An 18,463-nucleotide genomic window follows, 5' to 3' on the forward strand; every position below is an offset into this window, starting at 1 on the left:
GGTTTACTCCACGGTAAGAGAGACGGTCAGTCTGGCTTGGACATTAAAAAAGCCGCCATGGCTGCATAGGCGGGCAAGGTCACCCCATCATTGGCGGCGTTGCCGGCCACCGGGTGGGAGGCATAGCGAACAATCACCATTTCAGCCTTGGGGTCGATGTAGATGCTCTGGCCATGCACCCCACGCGCCATGAACGCCCCGTCGGGATTGTGGGTTACCCACCACATGTTGCGATAGCTCCAGCCCTTCAATTGAGCGTAGCCGGCCTGGGCGAACGCCTGCTTGTCGCCGCCCTGGCGAATATCCGTCACCACGTTTTCGGGCACGATCTGCTGGCCATTGAAGCGCCCGCCGTTGCGCAGCATCTCGGCAAACCGGGCCAGGTCCCGCAGCCCGGTGTTCAGGCCGCCACCGGCGAAGGGTGTGCCGATGGAGTCGACGGTGAAGTAGGCGTCCTGTTCGGCGCCAAGCCGACTCCAGATGCGTTCGCTGAGCAGTTGCGCGACATTGCGCCCGGTCGCGCGGGCAATCACCCAGCCGAGTACGTCGGTATTGACGGTCTTGTAGCCGAAGGCACGCCCGTGTTCGCCGCGCTGCTTAACCGTTTGCAGGAACTCGTAGTAGCTGCGCGGCCCGGTGTAGTCCTTGGGTTTGGGCAGCGGGTTGCCGGCCTGGGCGTGGGCCCAGACTTCGGCGTTGGGGTCGGCATAATCTTCGCTGTAGTCCAGGGCGGTGGTCATGTCCAGCACCTGGCGCAAGGTGGCGCTGCCAAAGGCCGAACGGCCGAGTTCGGGCACGTAGTCGACGATCTTTTTCTGTGGGTCCAGGGTGCCATCGGCCACCAGCATCGCGCCCAGGGTACCGATCACCGATTTGGTAACCGACATGGCCGCGTGTTGCCCATCGTCCTTGAGCACCCCGAAATAACGCTCATAAACCACCGTGCCGCGATGCATCACCACGATGCCATCGGTGTAGGTGGCGTCCAGGGCCTGGCGCCAGGTCAGCGGCTGGGCTGCACCCACTGGCTGCACGGGGATTGCATCGAGTGCCGGGTCGAGTTTGCGTGGCAATGCCAGCGGTGCGCCGAGCCCGCGGGAGACGTTAACCGTGGGCATCAATTGGCGAAAGTTGGCGACACTCCAGCGCATCGCCGGGAAGCGGAAATAGCTGCCGTCTTCAAAGCGTACGGTGCGGTCGGCCGGCGGCGGTGCGCCGACCATCCATTGCAGCCTGGCCGGGTCGCTGGCCTGGGCATCGGCGAAGGTCGGGGTGGCGGCGCCGGCCAACGGGCTGGTCAGCCCAAGCAGCGCACAGGCCATGAGGGGAGTGAATCGCAGCATCAGTCGAGTCCGTTCGAGGGGGGCGTCGTTTTTTACGACAACCAGTGCGCCAAAGGATGGGCCAACCCGAGCCAATCGACAAGCAGCAAGCCCCTGCGGTGATTCTGAATAAATGCGCCAGGGGCGGCAAAAGCCTTTCGCTTGCGGTGTCAGGGCGTGTAGCGTTACCCCGTGATAAGGCGACAGCCAGGTGTTATTTTGCGACCCTGGCATCAGGGACCGAGGGACAGGTGATGGCGCAAACGCTGTTCAAGCTTTTCTTCACCCAGCGGCTGGCGGCCCTCGCCAGTACCGAGTCGTTGCGGGCCATACGCGAGGGGCTGTTGTGGATCCTGCCGTGCCTGCTGGTATCGGCCGGTTTCCTGATCCTGTCCGAATGCGCCCGAGTGCTGGGTTTCGACCCTCAGGTGGTGGCCTTCCTGGCGGGGTTGCACAACCAGATCAGCTCGGTGATCCCGCTGCTGGTGGCAGCCTCCATCGGTTACATGCTCGCGATCCAGCACCGCCTGCCGCAACTCCCGGTAGCGTTCCTGTGCCTGGCCCATGTAGTGATCGCCACGTTTGTGCTGCGGGATTTTCCCCGAGCCTCGGCGACCTTCGTGTTGTTCATCGCCATCGCCTCACCGCTGATCAATGTGCCCGCCATCGCCTGGCTGCATCGGCGTCGCTGGACGCGGTTGATCAACGAAGACCTGGTGGGGCACAACCTCAAGGGCACCCTCAATATGGTGGTGCCGGGGGCAATCACGGCGCTCGGGCTGGTGCTCGTGCTGTCGTTGCTGTTGCAGATTCCGCAGGTGGCACAGCTTCAGGGGCCGCAGGTGCTCGATGCACTGGAGACGCCCTATGGCAGCGGCCTGTTTGTGACCCTGATGAATTCGCTGCTGTGGTTTTTCGGGATCCATGGGGTCTACGCCATGCAGCCGTTTTTTGATGTGCTGGACCAGGCGGTCGGGCTCAATAATGCGGCGGTGGCCGCGGGCGAGCCGGTCAAATATCTACTGAATGGCGGCTTGCTGGGCAGTTTCGCGTTTATCGGCGGTTCGGGTGGTGCCCTGTGCCTGCTGCTGGCGATCCTGCTGTTTTCCAAAAGCCGGTCCATGCGATTGGTGGCGATGGCGAGCCTGCCGTTGTCGTTGTTCAATGTCAGTGAAGTGCTGTTGTTTGGCTTGCCGATCATTCTTAACCCGCGGCTGTTCATTCCCTTTCTGGTGGTCCCGGCGTTCAACGTGATACTGGCGTTGATGGTGGTGCAGATTGGCTGGGTGTCGCCTGCGGTGGTGAGCGTGCCATTTACCGCGCCGGTGTTGCTCAACGCCTACCTGAGCACCCACGGCGATCTCGCGGCAGTGTTGCTGCAGGTGGTGTTGCTGGGGGTTGGCATGCTGATCTATGCGCCCTATGTGCGTGCGATCAACCGCCAGGCCACGGAGGGCGGCACGGTGTATTTGAAGTCGCTGGACATGACCTTTCGCGGCCTGGAAGAAAAAGGCCGCTTGCTGGAGCTGGACCCGGTGATGGCGTCCCACAAGGCCCAGGCGCGCCAGGTCAGCGAGTTGAGTCATATCCAGCAGATCAGCGACTACGAGTTCTACCTCGAATTCCAGCCGCAGATTTCCACCCGGACCGGGCTATGCACCGGTTGCGAAGCGTTGATGCGGGCCCGGGACGCCGAAGGTACGGTGCATTCACCCTGGGAGTTCCTGCAATGGCTGGCCCATGCCAGGTTGATGCCCGACGTGGATGTGTGGGTGGCATCCCAGGCTGTGCGCCAGTACCAGAAGTGGCAGAAGGTCGGGTTTACGTTGCCGATGACGATCAATATCTCCAGCGCCACGCTGACTACCCCGGCGTATGGTGATCGGCTGGTGGAGATACTGGCCCAGGCCCACGGGCAGGTTTCGGTGGAGATCACCGAGGATGCGCTGGTGGGCGATATCCAGGGCACGCGGCAGATGATCGAGAAGCTCCAGGCGATTGGTGCCAAGGTGTATATCGACGACTTCGGCACCGGATTTTCAGCGCTGAGTTACCTGCACCAGTTCCCCGTGGATTTCATCAAGATCGATCGCAGTTTCGTGGTCGCCCAGCATGATCCAAAGGGCGCCCAGGTGTTGACCGGGATGCTGCGGTTCTGTGAGGCGTTGAACCTCGGGGTGGTGGTGGAGGGCGTGGAAACCGCCGAGCAACTGGCGTTTTTGCAGTCGGGCTCGGAGCTGATCATCCAGGGCTGGTATTTCAGCAAGGCGCTGCCGGGCGATGAACTGGAGCGGTTCGTGCGCGGGCGGTATACCCAGATGCAATCTAACGCTCCAGAACCCCTCTGAAGGTTGCGCTCAACGCCCGCAATGTCTCGCGGGAGCGGCCGTCGCTGATGCGGCTATGCAGCACGATTTCACTGACGGGCAATGCCGGTAATCCGTACTGTTCGCTGACGTCCACGGCGCCCGCCGGCGCCACTCGCCGGGCCAGCGCCGCCACACCCAGGCCGGCGCTGACTGCCGCACCTACCGCCATTACGCCGCCGCCGACAAACACTTCGGTCCAGTCAATCCGCGCCTCATCCAGCGCGCGCACCGCCAGGTGTCGCACGCCGCAGGGCGAGGCCATGGTTGCCATGCGCAGGGGCGTGCCGGGCGTGTGCTGCCAGGTAGGCGCGGCGAACCAGCCAAAGCGCTCCACCACCAATACCTCACCGTCCTGGCGATCGCCTTCGTTGCGCACGATCACCGCGTCCAGTTCGTTGCGGTCGAACGCCGCCACCAGGTCGCGGGACGAAGCGATCCGCACCTCCAGGATCACCAGCGGGTCATAGGCAGCCAGGCGGCTGAGCCACAGTGGCAGGTCCGGCCCGGCCACGTGGTCGCTGATGCCGATCACCAACCGTCGCGGGGCGCCATTGCCCATGTCACCCAACGCCCGTTCGTGGGCATTGAGCAATGCGCGGGCGGCGACGATGAACTGCTCGCCCTGGGGCGACAGCCGCACATGCCGCGGTGTACGCACCAGCAGGCGATAACCGAGGCGTTCTTCCAGGCGCTTGAGCTTGAGGCTGATGGCTGCCTGCGAGGTGTCCAGTGCCTGGGCCGCGCGGGTGAAACTGGCGAAATCGGCGACCAGGACAAAGGCGTGCACGGTGTCGATATCCAGCGGCTTGAGTGCGTCGGTCATTTCAGTTCCTTATCACACCTATATCCGGTGATATCTTGCTGAAATCATGGGCGCTGCGCAAGCTGGACACTCATCTGAACAGGAGCGCCATGATGTTTGCCAAACAGTATTCACACCGCTTGCCAGCCGATTACGACATGGGTGTCATCCGTGAGCGGGCCGCTCGCCTGGGGCCGTTGTGGGATCATGCCGAGGGTTTGCTGTTCAAGGCGTTTATCGCCCAGGAGCGAGGGCAGGGGACGGGGGTGGGTAACCTGTATTCGTCGGTTTATCTGTGGTCGGATCCTTTGCAGGCTGCGGATTTCTTGCTCGGCGAGCGCTTCCAGAAGGTCCTCGACAGTTTTGGCCAGCCGCACATTGAGTCCTGGTTACCGTTGGATGTGCAGCGAGGTCCGGCGCAAGACGCCTTGAGCCTGTATCGGGAGGAGTGGGCGCTGGCGCCGGGGGCGGACCGCGGGCAAATCCTCGCCGCAGAAAAGGCCCGCAACCAGCAGCTCGCGGACAGCAGCGATAACTTCGCGGTGTTTCTGGCGCTGGATGTGCAGGCGTGGAAGCTGGTGCGAATTACCTTGTCGGGCAAGGCGCTGGATGTGAACCATCCGGGCAATGGCTACGAGGTGTTCTACCTGGCGCGGCCCGGGGTGTGAATGCCGGTAGCCGCCGATTCGTCGGCGGCTACCTGTACCGTCAGGAATTGAGACGCGCCTGAGGCTGGCTCAGCTTGCGCTCGGCCACGGCGCCGAACACCAGGCCCAGGGTGGACCACAGCACCAGTTGAATCCCCAGGGAGGCCACGCGGAATTTCCACAGCAACACTGCCGAGAACTGTTCCGGCACTTCGTTGATGGTCGGGAACAAGCTGCCGGCCACCGACACGATCACGATATACAGCGCCACACCGAGGATCGCGCCTGCCCATAGGCCACGGCTGGCAATCAGCTTGCGCGCCGCGTTGATCGCAATCACCGCAGCCGCCACCGACACCAGCAGCATCAGGAAGAACAGCTTGGTGCGTTGCGCGATGGTGGCCGGGTCGCCCACCGATGGTGGGTTGGCCGGATACTTCAGCCCCGGCACCACGATGATCGTCACAAACGCCGCCAATGCCAGCAGCGCTGCCAAGCCACGGGGGCCGACCTTGCCGATGCGGCCCAGGGAGTAGGCGAACACCAAGGCGAAAATGCCACCCAGGGAGACGCTGTACACCACCACGCCGGTGAACAGGCCGAAGGTACTTTGTACTTCGCGGCTCACCAGTTCTTCTTCCGGCGCGTCGCCGTGAATCTGTGCCATCTGATCTTCGAAGGCGATGGCCTTGTCGATCTGCGGCTCACCAAAGGTCTTGGCGAAGCCGAAGGCCAGGATGCCGGCGAGCAGGCCCACCAGCATCCCGCGAACGAGTAAATGCCCTGTCATGTCGTCACGCTCCAATCAATGGCAGGGGAAACCCAGCAGGTGGCGACCGTCATGCACAAACTCATGCACGTACATGCCTTTGAACACGGCCGTCGCGCCTTGCTCGGCGCCGACGAAGTAAATCGCGAGCAACAGCAGCAGGCCGCCGAAGATCGCCCAGGGCAGGATTTCGCCCAGGGGAATGGACGGTATTGAAACGTCGGAGCCAGTTGCAGCGGTATAAGCCATGAGAACCTCCAGGGATGACGCGTCCCGAAATGGATAGCGAGTTGGCTGAAACAGGGTCTGGCTTACGGCTAAAAGGCCGAATACAGTGGCGCGACCGCGCCGGCATTGAACCGGCTTCCTGTTGCAGAATAGTTGAAACATGTTGAAACAACTTCGCAAGTCTACGCTGACTGCACCTTAAAACCAGAGCGATTTGTCATGCAGGCCACCCGTTTGACCCTTGTTGCCCACGCCAGCACCCGTGCCCAGAAACAGGCACGCTTTGCGCTGGATGAGTCGGTGGAGATGGACTGGCAGCAGGCGGCGCTTTCCCAGGGGCAACGCTTCAAGCGTGCACCCCGGGTGCTGTGCGGCCCGGAGGCGCGGGCCCGGCAGACGGCGGCGCTGTTTGCCGACGATGCTTTGGTTGAAACAGCCCTGCGCGATTGTGATTTCGGCCGCTGGCAAGGGTTGGCGATCGAGGAGGTTCAGCAGGCCGAACCCGAAGCGCTTCAGGCCTGGTTGACCGACAGCACCTCGGCGCCCCACGGCGGCGAGTCGGTAGTGCAACTGTGTGAGCGGGTAGGGCAGTGGTTGCAGTCCCTCGAGCAATCCCCGGGGCATGTGGTGGCGGTGACGCATCCATTTGTGATCCGCGCAGCGCTGCTGCATGTCATGCAATGCCCGCCCGCGATGTTCAACCTGATCGACGTGGAGCCGCTGTCATCCACCGAGTTGCGCTTCAACGGCCGTTGGCGCCTGCGCCTGGAAACTCACGCCTGACGTCCCGAACATGGCAAAATCCGTTCCCCGCACCGAGACCACCCATGAAGACTTTCCCATGAAACGCATCCTGATCATCGGCATTGGCGCCGGCAACCCCGACTACATCACGATGCAGGCGGTCAAGGCGCTCAACCGCACCGACGTGTTTTTCCTGATGGACAAGGGCCAGAGCAAGGACAAGCTGATCGACCTGCGCCGGGAAATCTGCGAGACCTACATCACCGATCACGCCTACCGCTTTGTCGAGGCCGATTGCCCCGAGCGGGTGCGCGGTGATATCGACTACACCACCGCCGTGAAGGACCTGAACCGCGACAAGCAGCAGACCTTCGAACGGATGATCAATGAAGAAATGGCCGACGGTGAAGTGGGCGCATTCCTGGCCTGGGGCGACCCTGCACTGTACGACAGCACCATTCGTATCCTGCAGGCGATCCTCGCCAGCGGCAGCTGCGAATTCGAATTTGAAGTGATCCCCGGGATCACCAGCGTCCAGGCGTTGGCGGCGCAGCACAAAGTGCCGCTGAACCGCATCGGTCGCTCCATCGAAATCACCACCGGGCGCCGGTTGGCGGCGGGGCAGGCGAGTGATGCCGACACCCTGGTTGTCATGCTCGATGCCGAAGATTCCTACCGCACCGTGGCCGATCAGGACCTGGATATCTACTGGGGCGCCTACCTGGGCACACCGGATGAAATCCTGATCAGCGGCAAAGTGGCCGAGGTTGCCGAAGAGATTGAACGTGTGCGCAAGGCGGCGCGCCAGGCCAATGGCTGGATCATGGATACCTATTTGTTGCGCAAACCCTAGAGGTTGATGCTCATGCTCAAACTGATTGCCCTGACGGTAGCGCTGTTTACCGGCGCCGCACAGGCCGAAGACGTATTGCACACCGACCTGCCGCTGCCTTACCTGGAACAGACTCAAAGTGATGCCCGCAACGAGCCGCTGGTGATCTTCCTGCACGGTTATGGCAGTGACGAGGCCGACCTGTTCGGGCTCAAGGACCGCTTGCCGTCGACCTGGACCTACCTGTCTGCACGGGCACCGATGCCGGTGGAGGGCGGTGGTTATCGCTGGTTTCGCAAGAAGCCGGGCGATGGCGATTTTGATGGCGAGACCGCCGACCTGCAGAGCAGCGCCAAGCTGATCGAAGCCTTCGTCGCCCAGGCCACCACCAAGTACCACACCCAACCTGAGCGGGTGTTTCTGGTAGGGTTCAGCCAGGGTGCGATCATGTCGTATGAAGTCGGGTTAAGACATCCCGAAACCCTGCGCGGGATTGCGGCGTTGAGCGGCAGCCTGCTGCCGGTACTCAAGGCCGAACTCAAGCCGGATGCGCCACTGGGCAAGCTGGCGATTTTCATCGGTCACGGAACGCTGGACCAGGCGCTGCCGTACTACTCGGCAACGCGGGCCAACGAGGTATTGCAGGGGATTGGCCTCACCCCGGAATTCCACGGCTACCCGGGGATGATTCATACCGTCGGTGAGGCGGAGTTGCTGGACTTGAAGCAGTGGCTGGAAAAGAGCCTGCGTTGAATCCTGCGATGTGAACGCGATAAAAAATGTGGGAGCGGGCTTGCTCGCGAAAGCGGTGGGTCAGTTAATACCTGTGTTGACTGAAACACCGCTTTCGCGAGCAAGCCCGCTCCCACATTGGATTTTCATTGCCAGATTAAAACCGGTTATTTACCGCCGATAATCTGCTTCACCAACAGTGCATGACCGGCTTCATCATCCGCCCGGGAAATGGCCTGCACCACCAATTGGTGGCTGCCGGAACCCGTCAGGAAGGTGGAGCTCAGTGTCTTGCCGCCGCCCATGGTCGCGGTGCTGTCGACCTGGCGCAGGGCCAGGCCTTTCACGGTGAGTTTCTTCTCGGCGCCTTTCTTGAAGTCCGGCAGGGCGGCGCTTTGTTCCTTGACGAAATCCGCCACGGCACCGTCGAGGAACTGCGGGTCGTTGTCCTTGATCAGGCCGGCGACACTCGGTTTTTCGACGACGAAGATCACGCTTTTGGTGGCCTGGTCACTGTACATCGTGCCGCTGGCGCCTGCGGTGCCGTGCTCGGCATCACCGGCCGGCAGTGGGTCGGCCAGGTAGGACTTGGGCAGGTTGAAGCTGAACTTGCCATCCAGGGTGGAGATGGTCTGGGTGGCGGTCTTCTGCGCCGCTGGCTTGCTGGCGGCGAGGACTTGGCTGGCGCCGAAGCCGGCGGCCAGCGCTAGGGTCAAGAGGGCTGCGGTCTTGCTGAGGGTGGCCATGAAGCTCTCCAGGGATGAACGAAATTGCGCCGTATTCTGTCAGAAAACTCGCAAGATCGTTCATCTCCATCCCTACACCTTGTCGGACTCTTCCTCGATCCGGTCCATCTCAAACAGCCGTGCCAGTTCCGTCCGGGCTTCCTGGGCAGACTGCATCACCTTGGCCGCGTCGTCATACACGGCGTGTTGGGCCGCCAGCAATTGCAGGTCATGGTTTTTGAAGCGGCTGATGCGCGCGTCGGCCTGGGCCTGGGTCAAGCCAAGGCCCACCAGGGTGCGGCGGCTCATTTCCAGGCTGGAGTAAAACGTCTCGCGCACCGGTGACGCGTCGAGGTCCACCAGGCGGTGCACATGCTGGCGGTTACGGGCGCGGGCGATGATCTTCATGTGCGGGTAGAGGCTGCGCACCAGCTCGGCGGTCTTGATGTTGATCTCGGGGTCGTCCATGGCGATCACGAAAAACTCGGCCTGGTCGACTTTCGCTGCGTGAAGGATTTCCGGGCGCTGCGGGTCGCCGTAGAACACCGGCATGCCGCCGAAACTGCGGGTCAGTTCGATGGTTTCCACCGAGGTGTCGAGGGCAATGAACGAGATGTTCTGTGCCCGCAGGATCCGCGCCACGATCTGCCCCATGCGGCCCATCCCGGCGATCACCACCCGTGGCGCATCGCTTTCGATGGCACGGTATTCCTCGGGCACTTCCACCGGCTTGGCCTTGGGCTTGAAGAGCTTCGGGCAGAGCAACAGCAGCAATGGCGTCACGGCCATGGACAGGGTGATGGTCAGCACCAGGATGTCGTAGAGGTGCGGCTCGAACAGGCCCTGGTCGCGGCCGATCTTGAACACCACGAATGCGAACTCACCACCGGCTGCCAGCACCACGCCCAGGCGCAGCGCGCTTTCAGGGTTCAGGCCGCCTGCCAGGCGACCCACGCAAAACAGCAGCGGCAACTTGATGGCGATCAGCAGCAGGGTCAGCCCCAGCACGATCACCGGCGCGCTGAACAGCAGGCTGATATTGGCGCCCATGCCCACGCTGATAAAAAACAGACCCAGCAGCAGGCCCTTGAACGGTTCGATCTGCGATTCCAGCTCATGCCGGTATTCGGAGTCTGCCAGCAGCAACCCGGCGAGGAAGGCGCCGAGGGCCATGGACACGCCCACCAGCTCCATCAGCCATGCGGTGCCGATCACCACCAGCAACGCGGTGGCGGTGGAGACCTCCCGCAGGCCGGTCTTGGCGACGATGCGAAACACCGGCCGCAACAGATAGCGCCCGCCGATGATCACCACGGCGATGCTGCCCAGTACTTCCAGGCCGTGTCGCAGGCCCTGGGAGGTGGTGGCGGGATGATCGCTGCCCGCGAGCAGCGGCACCATGGCGATCAACGGGATGGCGGCGATGTCCTGGAACAACAGAATCGCAAAGGCCAGTCGCCCGTGGGGCTGGTTGAGTTCCTTGCGCTCGGCGAGGCTTTGCAGGCCAAACGCGGTGGAGGAGAGCGCCAGGCCAAGGCCCAGCACAATCGCGCTGTTCCATGATTGGCCAAACACGAACAGCGCGACCACGCCGATTACGGTGCCCGTCAGCAACACCTGCGCCAGGCCTACACCGAACACTGCCTTGCGCATCACCCACAGACGCTTCGGTGACAACTCCAGGCCAATGATGAACAGCAGCAATACCACCCCAAGTTCGGAAAACTGGCTGACGCTTTGCGGGTTGCCCACCAGGCCCAGCACCGATGGGCCGATGATCACTCCGGCCAGCAAGTAACCCAGCACGGCACCCAGTTGCAGGCGCTTGGCCAGGGGCACGGTCAGGACGGCAGCGAGCAGGAATACAACGGCCGCTTGTAACAGGTTGCCTTCATGGGGCATTGGGGACTCCGGGATCGTTTTGCTGAATCAACAGGTTTTACTGTAGGAGCGAGCTTGCTTTGCAGGTCCCAAGGCCTTCGCCTCCGGGTTCATTGGATGTCGTCCGGTTCTTTCGCGGCACTCTCCAAACTATTAATACCATTTATTTCAATGAGTTTTATGCACGTGGCGGTCGGGATCATCCGTGGTGCCGGCGCTATGGTCGTGTCTTCAGCCGCGCGAAAGGGTGGTTTTTTATGGTCTGAGCATTGTGCGGGAATAATCTACAAACACTTTTCCGGGACAGACGGAAGCCTGTACACGCCAGGAACTCCTACAGTTATGCCCTTGAGTTTATATTCCATGGATGGCATATTTGCATGAGTTGGGACGTTGATACACGGACGAGTTTGGAATCTGGTGGGGCGGTCTGGATGCAAAGGAGCAATCCTCAGTATCGGCCAGTGTGGATTTACTGGGCCTTCTGGGGCCAGGCCTTGGCTTCCCCCACAGCAGTGACATCAAGGGCTCCAGGCATGGCTGCCTGCGAGAGTTGCGGGTGCAACATGCCGGGCGGCCTTACCGCGTCCTGTATGCATTTGATCCGCGCCGGTGTGCCTTGTTGCTGATTGGCGGGGATAAAACCGGTCGAGGCCGGTGGTATGACGAATACGTCCCGCTGGCTGAGAAGTTGTATGACGAACATTTGGAAACACTGCTTAAAGAGGGCCGTCACCATGGCTAAAAAATTCAGTGAGCTGCAGGCTCGCATGACACCGCAAGCCCGGGCCGATGCAGAGCGCATCTTCCAGCAACACCTGAAAGAAATGCCCCTGCATGAACTGCGCAAGGCGCAACAGATGAGCCAGGATACGCTGGCCAAGGCGCTGAATATCAATCAGGCGGCAGTGTCCAAAATGGAGCGGCGTACCGACATGTATATCAGCACGCTGCGTAACTATATCCGCGCCATGGGAGGAGAACTGGAGATTGTCGCTACGTTTCCTGATGGCCAGGTAAAGATCGAGAACTTTGCCCACTGAGTCATCCGCTCCGTCAAAGCCCGGCCATGCGCCGGGCTTTTTTGTTCGCTGAATGCCTGTCGTCATTGTGCAGCTTAATGGACAATACTCGCCATTCTTGCCCTCATCGGACATCAACGTGAACCAACTCCTCGCCATGCGTGCCTTCGTCCGTGTCGTCGAAACCGGCTCCTTCAGCCGCGCGTCCGACCAGTTGGCACTGCCGCGTTCCACCGTCAGTAAACTCATCACGGACCTGGAGAAGCACCTTGGCGTCAAGTTGATGCATCGCACCACCCGTGCGCTGGCGGCGACGCCGGAGGGGTTGGAGTACTACAGCCACGCGCTGTGCCTGGTGGCGGAACTCGATGAACTGGACAATGCCCTGCGCGGGCAGAAGCTCAAGCCCGGCGGCCACCTGAAAGTGGATGCGCCGGCGTCCTTTGCCAATTGCCTGCTGATCCCGGCGCTGGTGGATTTTCATCGTGAGTACCCTGAGATCACCATCGCCCTGGGCATCAGCGACCGCGCCGTGAATATCGTGGGGGAGGGTGTGGATTGCGTGCTGCGCGCTGGCAAGCTCGATGACATGGCAATGATCGCCCGCAAGGTTGTCGACCTCGAGTACGTCACTTGCGCGGCCCCCGGCTACCTGGAGCGCATGGGTACGCCCGTGTCTCCCGAGGACCTCGAGAAGAACCACCTCAAGGCGGGGTATTTCTTTGCCGGGTCGGGTAAGCCGGAGCCGTTGATTTTCGAGAAGGGCGCGACTCGGTATGAGGTAGGCAACTGCGCGTTTTCCACCAACGAAGGCAACGGCCTCAAGGAAATGCTGCTCGCCGGCCTGGGCGTCGGGCAGCATTTCAAGACCATCGTTGACTACTACGTAGAGGCAGGCCAGTTAGTCCCGGTACTCGAAGACTGGACCCGGCCCGCCACGCCGTTGCACATCATCTATCCACCCAATCGCCATCAGAACGCCCGGCTGAAGGTATTTATCGACTGGGTGATCGAGCGGTTCGGCGTCAGGCAATAATCGCTGTCACGCGGATTTCAATGCGCATTGCCGGCAGCCCCAGGGCTTCTACTCCCAGCTCAGTCCAGATGGGGGCGTGATTGGGCATGTAATGGCGGTACCACTTGACCATCTGCTCGTTCACCTCTGGCGGGAAACCTCCCACGTGGTAGGAATTGACGTGTACCACATGCTCCCAGCCGGCGCCGGCTGCCGCCAGGGTGCGTTCGAGGTTTTGAAAGGCCAGGGCGATCTCGTCGGTGAGGGATTCGGGAATCTGGAACTCGTCATCCCAGCCGCCCTGGCCCGAGGTTTCGACGCGGTTGCCGATTTTGACCGCCTGGGTGTAATGCAGGGTCTCGCGTGCAATGTCGCCGTAACCGGGTGTGATGAAAAACTCGGGCTTGCTCATGGTGTTCCTCGGTTTCAGTGGTTGACCCGACAAAGGTTAATGGACTGAATCTGCGAACAAAATCCGCGTTTTTTGTCATCACTGTGCAGGGATATGGATAGTCCGAGTATCAGTTTTTCACATTCCCGTAGCCCGCCCTTTGTTACTATCGCCCTCCGTCGTCGCCAGGAGTCACCGTCACATGCAACACCAGTGGGATGAAATGCACCGCACCCGCAAGCCCACGTTTGTGTTGTGTGGCGAGCCCCAGGGGGATGTGCTCAATCTCTACGTGCATGGTTATTCGGCGTTCTTCAACCAGCAACAACTGGGTAGTTTCTCCCGGCAACTGGCAACCATCGAAGGCTCCACCAACCTGATGCTGTTCTGGCCGGCAGGGCATTTCCTGGAAAACCTGTTTGCGCCGTTCAAGGATGTGATTACCTCGATGTTGGGTGGCGGCAGCCTGGGTGCCGCAACCATCGGGGTGGGCAAGGCGATTGCCTATTTCCTCGACCACTACAAAAGCGTCGAGGCGCGGGTGGATGAGGTCGCCAAAAGCCTGCTGCCCGAATTGGCCAACTACCTCCATGGCGAGTCGATCAAGGTGCGGCAGATCAACCTGATCGGCCACTCCCTGGGCGCGCGCATCCTGGTCAAGAGCCTGCTGGCCAGCCCTGAGGTGGCCCGTGAGTTGCCGCTGAACAACCTGCTGCTGATGGGCGGTGCGATTTGTACCTCCAGCCCCTGGGACCTGGTCTCGGCGCCGCTCAGCGGTCGGGTGATCAACTGCCACTCGAGCAAGGATTGGGCGCTGGCGCTCAAGCCTGACACCGAGCGCTGCATCGGTCGTTATGCGATCCCGCTGACACCGGCGCTCAAGGCCAAGGTCGCCAACGTGCACCTGGCCACGTTCGACCACGCCGCGTATTGGCCGCAACTGAAGACGGTGGTGCAGTACACCGACCTGCTGCAGGAACGCCGGGGCATGATCCGCGCCGATCAACGCAGCAGCGAAGTGCGCTTTGCGGAAGAGGATGTCGAGCTGTTCCCGCTGCTGGTGCAGGCGCGGCCGGAGGAGTTGCAGTTTTTCGCCGAGCTGATGGCGCAAAAGCGCAGTGCCTCTATCGACGCCACCGTGCGCGAGCCCTTGAAGCTGGCCATCGAGTTGCAGCGCATGGGCGGCGACACCTTTATGAACCTGGCCCGTGGTCATGGCGTGAGCTATCGCGAAATCGCCCAGGACGTGGCGCAGCGGGTGGGTATCAAGTTTGATCAACCGATCGAGAAAGTGGCCCTTGCTGATCTGGAACTGCAGGTTGCCGAGCGGCTGATCGAGCAATACAAGGACAAGCTCAGCCAGGCTGATCGCCAAGTGTTCGAGGCAGAGTTGAAGGCCGCGGCACAAAAGGAACAGGGTTTTTTCGATCGTTTCGATGTCGGGCGCTCAGCCACCACTGCCCTCAGCGGGACCGCGCTGGCCGGGTTGACCGGGTTTATCCTGCGCCGGGGCGCGGCCACGGCCATTCCGGTGGTGGGGCAGGCGCTCGCGGCGGCGATGCTGCTGGTGACCGGCGTGCGGGCGTTTTCCGGCCCCGCGTATTCCATCACCACCCTGGCGGTGCTGGTGATCGGGGTGATTCGCGAGCGCCTGGAGCGTGAAGCACTGAACCAGGAGATGGATCTGGTGGTCCAGGTGGTAGAGGCATTTGATCTGCCCCGGGAGACGGTGATGCGTACCGTTGCGTCTGACTGATAAGCTGCGTTCACGTCTTGTGTGAAAGCCTGGTACCCCGCGTGAAATTCAGCCTGCCCAAAATCGCTACCGCCCCGTTCTGCCCGCCGGAAGTCGCCGGCTCCATCGTCGTTGATCCCCGTGCCTCGTTTTTCAAACGTGCGCTGATGTTTGCCGGCCCCGGCTTGCTGATCTCCATCGGCTATATGGACCCGGGCAACTGGGCCACCGCCATCGAGGCCGGTTCGCGCTACGGCTACAACCTGTTGTTCGTGGTGCTGCTGGCGAGCCTGGCGGGGATGGCGGTGCAGTGCCTGTGCTCACGCCTGGGCATCGCCACCGGCAAGGACCTGGCGCAACTGAGCCGCGAGCGCTACAGCCGGCGCTCGTCGTTCGTGCAGTGGATCCTTGCGGAAATCTCGATCATCGCCACCGACCTCGCCGAAGTCCTCGGCTGCGCCCTGGCGTTTCACCTGTTGCTGGGCGTGTCACTGACCACCGGGATTGTCATCACTGCCTTCGATACCTTGTTGATCCTGGCCCTGCAAAATCGAGGTTTCCGCCGGCTGGAAGCGATCATGCTGGCACTCGTGGCGACCATCGGCGTGTGTTTCTTCATCGAGCTGGTGCTGATCAAGCCTTACTGGCCCGACGTGTTTCGTGGTTTCACCCCGTCGTTGTCCGCCATCAGTGATGCCGCACCGTTGTACCTGGCCATTGGCATACTGGGGGCCACGGTGATGCCCCATAATCTCTACCTGCACAGCTCCATCGTGCAAACCCGGCTGTTCGGCAAGGACCTGGCCAGCCGCCAGGACGCGGTGAAACTGGCGCGTATCGATACCATCGGTTCCCTGTCCCTGGCACTGCTGGTCAACGCGGCAATCCTGATACTGGCCGCCGCCGCGTTCCACCAGACCGGCCACACTGATGTGGTGGAAATCCAGGACGCCTATCACTTGCTCGACCCGCTGGTGGGTGGCGCGTTCGCCAGCGTGCTGTTCGGTGTTGCGCTGTTGGCTTCGGGCCAGAGCTCCACGTTCACCGGCACCATTGCCGGGCAAGTGATCATGGAAGGCTACCTCAACCTGCGCATTCCCTGCTGGCAGCGACGCCTGATCACCCGTGGCCTGGCGCTGATCCCGGCGTTCCTCGGGGTGTGGCTGATGGGGGATGATGCCATCGGCAAGCTACTGATCCTCAGCCAGGTGGTGTTGAGCCTGCAGTTGCCGTTTGCGTTGTTTCCGCTGATCCGCATGACGGGTGACAAGCGCCTGATGGGGCCGTTCGTCAACAGCTTGCCTACGCGGCTGCTGGCCTGGAGCTTGTTTGTGGTGATCAGCGGGGCGAATGCCTGGCTGATCGGGCAGTGGTTGTTTTGAGCGAAGTGAATTAAGTCAAAACGGCCAATGATGTGTATTTCGCCACCATCGGGTCGGCTGTCACTAACTTCATCGGCTCAATGATAGCCGTTGCAATGATGAGCCGATCAAACGGGTCCCTGTGATGGTGTTCAAGGTCCTTGACCGCGATGGCGTGCTCCGAGGTGATGGGCAGTTCCACGTAGCCGCTTTCCAGGCAGTACTCGCGAATTTCGTCCAGGTTTACGTTGAGCTTCCCGAGCCCGACCTTTATCGCCAGCTCCCAGAATGTGGCGGCACTGACGTAAATTTCAGCCGCGTTCTCGATCAGCTTTCTGGCCTTCGCTGGCAGTTTTGGATCATCGCTCAGGGCCCAAAGCAGGATGTGGGTATCCAGCAGTATTCTCATGGGTGGTTTCCCTCAAACGCATCCAGCATGTCGTCTGGCAATGGCGCATCGAAGTCATCCGGCACCACCAGTTTGCCCTTCATCGCGCCAATTCGCCGGCCTGTCGGTTTCCCGACAGGAACAAGGCGAGCCATCGCCCGCCCATGCTTGGCTATGGTGATGATTTGGCCGGCGGCGGCATCATCGACCAGTTTTGATAAATTATTTTTTGCTTCACCCAACGGTACGGTAATCATTTGGTCTTCTCGAGGTTTTGGCCAAATATAGCCAAAATTTCGTAAGCAGGCAAAGATCAACCGACTGCTGGCGGAGGGTGATTTTTGCGGGGACGATTGCAGGTTTCCGAACGGGTAATGACTGGCATCCATGACGTCTCTCCTGAAGGAATTCCTCGAAGTCTGCCCGAGTGCAAGCGGTTTTTGACCCGTGTTGTGGAAAATCAGATCGGACTTACTTGAAGGGGGATTTTTCCCGACAGTGCGGGCCGAATAGTTTCCCACAGTTGCTCAACGGTCCCAGTAAGGCACTGCCCCAAAACACTCGACGAAGTAATCAATCACGGTCCGCACCTTCAACGACAGCCGCCGGCTACCCGGCCACAGCGCAGCAATCTGTTGCGGCTCCAGGGTCGTCGCCACTTCATAGTCGCTGAGCACCGCCTGCAGCGTGCCGGCGCGCAGGCCTTCACCGATCAACCATGACGGGAACACCACCAGCCCCAGGCCTTGTTCGGCAGCGTGGGTCAGGGTGTCGGCGTGGTTGCCGGTGATCGGGCCCTTGACGCTGTAGGACGTCCAGTCGCCCTGGTCGCGGCGGAAGAACCAGCGCTGCTGGCCGGTGACGCCCTTGTAGGCCAGGCACTGGTGGTTCACCAGTTCGTCCGGATGCCGGGGCGTACCGAAACGCTCCAGATAGCCGGGGCTGGCAGCGAGACGAAAGCGCTGGGGGGCGAAGATTCGCGCCTGCATGCCGGAATCGTTCAGCACACCGATGCGAAACAGCAGGTCTGTGCCGTCTTGCAACGGGTCGACGTAGGTGTCGGTTTGCTGGATATCCAGTTGCAGCTTCGGGTAACGCCGACACAGCTCCCCAAGCCACGGCGAGAGGTGGCGTTGGCCAAACACCATCGGCGCATTGATGCGCACCAGGCCGCTGGGTTCGCTTTCCTGTTCCTGCAACGCCTGGCCGGCGGCTTCCAGTTGCTCCAGCATCAATCGCGCATGCCGGCCCAGCAGGCGACCGGCTTCGGTAGGGCTGACCGCACGGGTATGGCGGTACAGCAACTGTTGGCCCAGGGCCTGCTCCATCAACTGGATCTGCCGGGAAATGGAGGAGGGCGCCAGGCCTTCGCGGCGTGCGACTTCGGAAAAGCTGCCGTAGTCCAGTACCGCGACAAACAGGCGAAGCGCCTTGAAGCTCAGTTCGTTCAAACCCTGCATCATCACTCCATGTTGTGCGTATTGCGCAAAGGTGTTGTCG

The 18,463-nt window shown here is 61.3% G+C and carries 19 protein-coding genes, 1 pseudogene and 1 riboswitch; of the genes and pseudogenes, 10 read left to right on the top strand and 10 right to left on the bottom strand.

The window, feature by feature from the left end; genetic code table 11:
* Positions 1–26: 26 nt before the first annotated feature.
* On the bottom strand, positions 27–1,322 hold the full coding sequence (locus HX815_RS12080) for a serine hydrolase domain-containing protein (RefSeq protein ID WP_371135993.1): 1,296 nt from the start codon (positions 1,320–1,322) through the stop codon (positions 27–29).
* 254 nt (positions 1,323–1,576) lie between these two features.
* Here HX815_RS12080 and HX815_RS12085 point away from each other — a divergent pair, with 254 nt between their 5' ends.
* Positions 1,577–3,670 (top strand): EAL domain-containing protein, encoded by a 2,094-nt coding sequence (locus HX815_RS12085; RefSeq protein ID WP_102604784.1) that lies wholly within the window; start codon positions 1,577–1,579, stop codon positions 3,668–3,670.
* Here HX815_RS12085 and HX815_RS12090 read toward each other — a convergent pair.
* Entirely contained in the window at positions 3,648–4,514 is an 867-nt protein-coding gene (locus HX815_RS12090) for a LysR family transcriptional regulator (protein ID WP_087694167.1), read from the bottom strand. The genes HX815_RS12085 and HX815_RS12090 overlap by 23 nt on opposite strands.
* A 92-nt stretch (positions 4,515–4,606) precedes the next feature.
* Here HX815_RS12090 and HX815_RS12095 point away from each other — a divergent pair, with 92 nt between their 5' ends.
* Positions 4,607–5,161, top strand: a complete 555-nt coding sequence (locus HX815_RS12095) for a DUF4865 family protein (protein WP_177028340.1) — start codon at positions 4,607–4,609, stop codon at positions 5,159–5,161.
* A gap of 40 nt (positions 5,162–5,201) precedes the next feature.
* Here the strand turns inward: HX815_RS12095 and HX815_RS12100 are convergent, their stop codons facing one another.
* Together HX815_RS12100 and HX815_RS12105 are read right to left on the bottom strand one after the other, a co-directional pair.
* Positions 5,202–5,930: a CbtA family protein gene (locus HX815_RS12100; protein WP_177028314.1), complete on the bottom strand. Its 729-nt coding sequence runs from the start codon at positions 5,928–5,930 to the stop codon at positions 5,202–5,204.
* Positions 5,931–5,945: 15 nt separating this feature from the next.
* Positions 5,946–6,158, bottom strand: a complete 213-nt coding sequence (locus tag HX815_RS12105) for a CbtB domain-containing protein (RefSeq protein ID WP_003208073.1) — start codon at positions 6,156–6,158, stop codon at positions 5,946–5,948.
* Between the two features lie 31 nt (positions 6,159–6,189).
* A riboswitch (cobalamin riboswitch) is annotated at positions 6,190–6,329 on the bottom strand.
* A gap of 27 nt (positions 6,330–6,356) precedes the next feature.
* Between HX815_RS12105 and HX815_RS12110 the strand changes: the two genes are divergently transcribed.
* Genes HX815_RS12110 through HX815_RS12120 form a run of 3 tightly spaced genes read left to right on the top strand, consistent with a single transcriptional unit; the run spans position 6,357 to position 8,466 of the window.
* Positions 6,357–6,920, top strand: coding sequence for a histidine phosphatase family protein (locus HX815_RS12110; protein WP_177028315.1), 564 nt, complete (start codon positions 6,357–6,359; stop codon positions 6,918–6,920).
* Positions 6,921–6,978: 58 nt separating this feature from the next.
* Positions 6,979–7,734 (top strand): precorrin-6A synthase (deacetylating), encoded by a 756-nt coding sequence (cobF, locus tag HX815_RS12115; RefSeq protein WP_003208076.1) that lies wholly within the window; start codon positions 6,979–6,981, stop codon positions 7,732–7,734.
* A 12-nt stretch (positions 7,735–7,746) separates the two neighbouring features.
* A complete protein-coding gene (locus HX815_RS12120) occupies positions 7,747–8,466 on the top strand; it encodes an alpha/beta hydrolase (protein WP_003208077.1) in 720 nt (239 codons plus the stop codon).
* A gap of 146 nt (positions 8,467–8,612) precedes the next feature.
* Here the strand turns inward: HX815_RS12120 and HX815_RS12125 are convergent, their stop codons facing one another.
* Together HX815_RS12125 and HX815_RS12130 are read right to left on the bottom strand one after the other, a co-directional pair.
* Complete coding sequence (locus HX815_RS12125) at positions 8,613–9,191, bottom strand: hypothetical protein (protein WP_177028316.1); 579 nt, start codon at positions 9,189–9,191, stop codon at positions 8,613–8,615.
* Positions 9,192–9,263: 72 nt separating this feature from the next.
* Positions 9,264–11,072, bottom strand: coding sequence for a monovalent cation:proton antiporter-2 (CPA2) family protein (locus HX815_RS12130; protein WP_008437055.1), 1,809 nt, complete (start codon positions 11,070–11,072; stop codon positions 9,264–9,266).
* 359 nt (positions 11,073–11,431) lie between these two features.
* On the opposite strand from HX815_RS12130, the pseudogene HX815_RS12135 reads away from it, so the two are divergent.
* From HX815_RS12135 to HX815_RS12145, 3 genes and pseudogenes are all read left to right on the top strand, one after another.
* Positions 11,432–11,796: pseudogene (locus tag HX815_RS12135) on the top strand (type II toxin-antitoxin system RelE/ParE family toxin).
* Positions 11,789–12,094, top strand: coding sequence for an XRE family transcriptional regulator (locus HX815_RS12140; protein ID WP_003208085.1), 306 nt, complete (start codon positions 11,789–11,791; stop codon positions 12,092–12,094). The pseudogene HX815_RS12135 and the gene HX815_RS12140 overlap by 8 nt, the downstream one beginning before the upstream one ends.
* A 118-nt stretch (positions 12,095–12,212) precedes the next feature.
* Positions 12,213–13,109, top strand: a complete 897-nt coding sequence (locus tag HX815_RS12145; protein ID WP_256579771.1) for a LysR family transcriptional regulator — start codon at positions 12,213–12,215, stop codon at positions 13,107–13,109.
* On the opposite strand, the gene HX815_RS12150 is transcribed toward HX815_RS12145, so the two are convergent.
* Entirely contained in the window at positions 13,099–13,500 is a 402-nt protein-coding gene (locus tag HX815_RS12150) for a RidA family protein (RefSeq protein WP_003208087.1), read from the bottom strand. The two genes, HX815_RS12145 and HX815_RS12150, sit on opposite strands and share 11 nt — an antisense overlap.
* 181 nt (positions 13,501–13,681) lie before the next feature.
* Between HX815_RS12150 and HX815_RS12155 the strand changes: the two genes are divergently transcribed.
* Positions 13,682–15,235: a DUF726 domain-containing protein gene (locus HX815_RS12155; RefSeq protein ID WP_177028317.1), complete on the top strand. Its 1,554-nt coding sequence runs from the start codon at positions 13,682–13,684 to the stop codon at positions 15,233–15,235.
* A 41-nt stretch (positions 15,236–15,276) separates the two neighbouring features.
* On the top strand, positions 15,277–16,596 hold the full coding sequence (locus HX815_RS12160; protein ID WP_177028318.1) for an Nramp family divalent metal transporter: 1,320 nt from the start codon (positions 15,277–15,279) through the stop codon (positions 16,594–16,596).
* A gap of 10 nt (positions 16,597–16,606) precedes the next feature.
* On the opposite strand, the gene HX815_RS12165 is transcribed toward HX815_RS12160, so the two are convergent.
* The 3 genes from HX815_RS12165 to HX815_RS12175 form a co-directional block, all read right to left on the bottom strand.
* Positions 16,607–16,984: a type II toxin-antitoxin system VapC family toxin gene (locus HX815_RS12165; protein WP_003208092.1), complete on the bottom strand. Its 378-nt coding sequence runs from the start codon at positions 16,982–16,984 to the stop codon at positions 16,607–16,609.
* On the bottom strand, positions 16,981–17,352 hold the full coding sequence (locus tag HX815_RS31625; protein WP_003208094.1) for a type II toxin-antitoxin system Phd/YefM family antitoxin: 372 nt from the start codon (positions 17,350–17,352) through the stop codon (positions 16,981–16,983). Before HX815_RS31625 ends, HX815_RS12165 begins: the two co-directional genes overlap by 4 nt.
* A 138-nt stretch (positions 17,353–17,490) precedes the next feature.
* A complete protein-coding gene (locus HX815_RS12175; protein WP_102604793.1) occupies positions 17,491–18,423 on the bottom strand; it encodes a LysR family transcriptional regulator in 933 nt (310 codons plus the stop codon).
* Between the last annotated feature and the right edge of the window lie 40 nt (positions 18,424–18,463).

This window comes from Pseudomonas sp. E6002, assembly GCF_013385565.1.
Taxonomy (GTDB): Bacteria; Pseudomonadota; Gammaproteobacteria; order Pseudomonadales; family Pseudomonadaceae; genus Aquipseudomonas.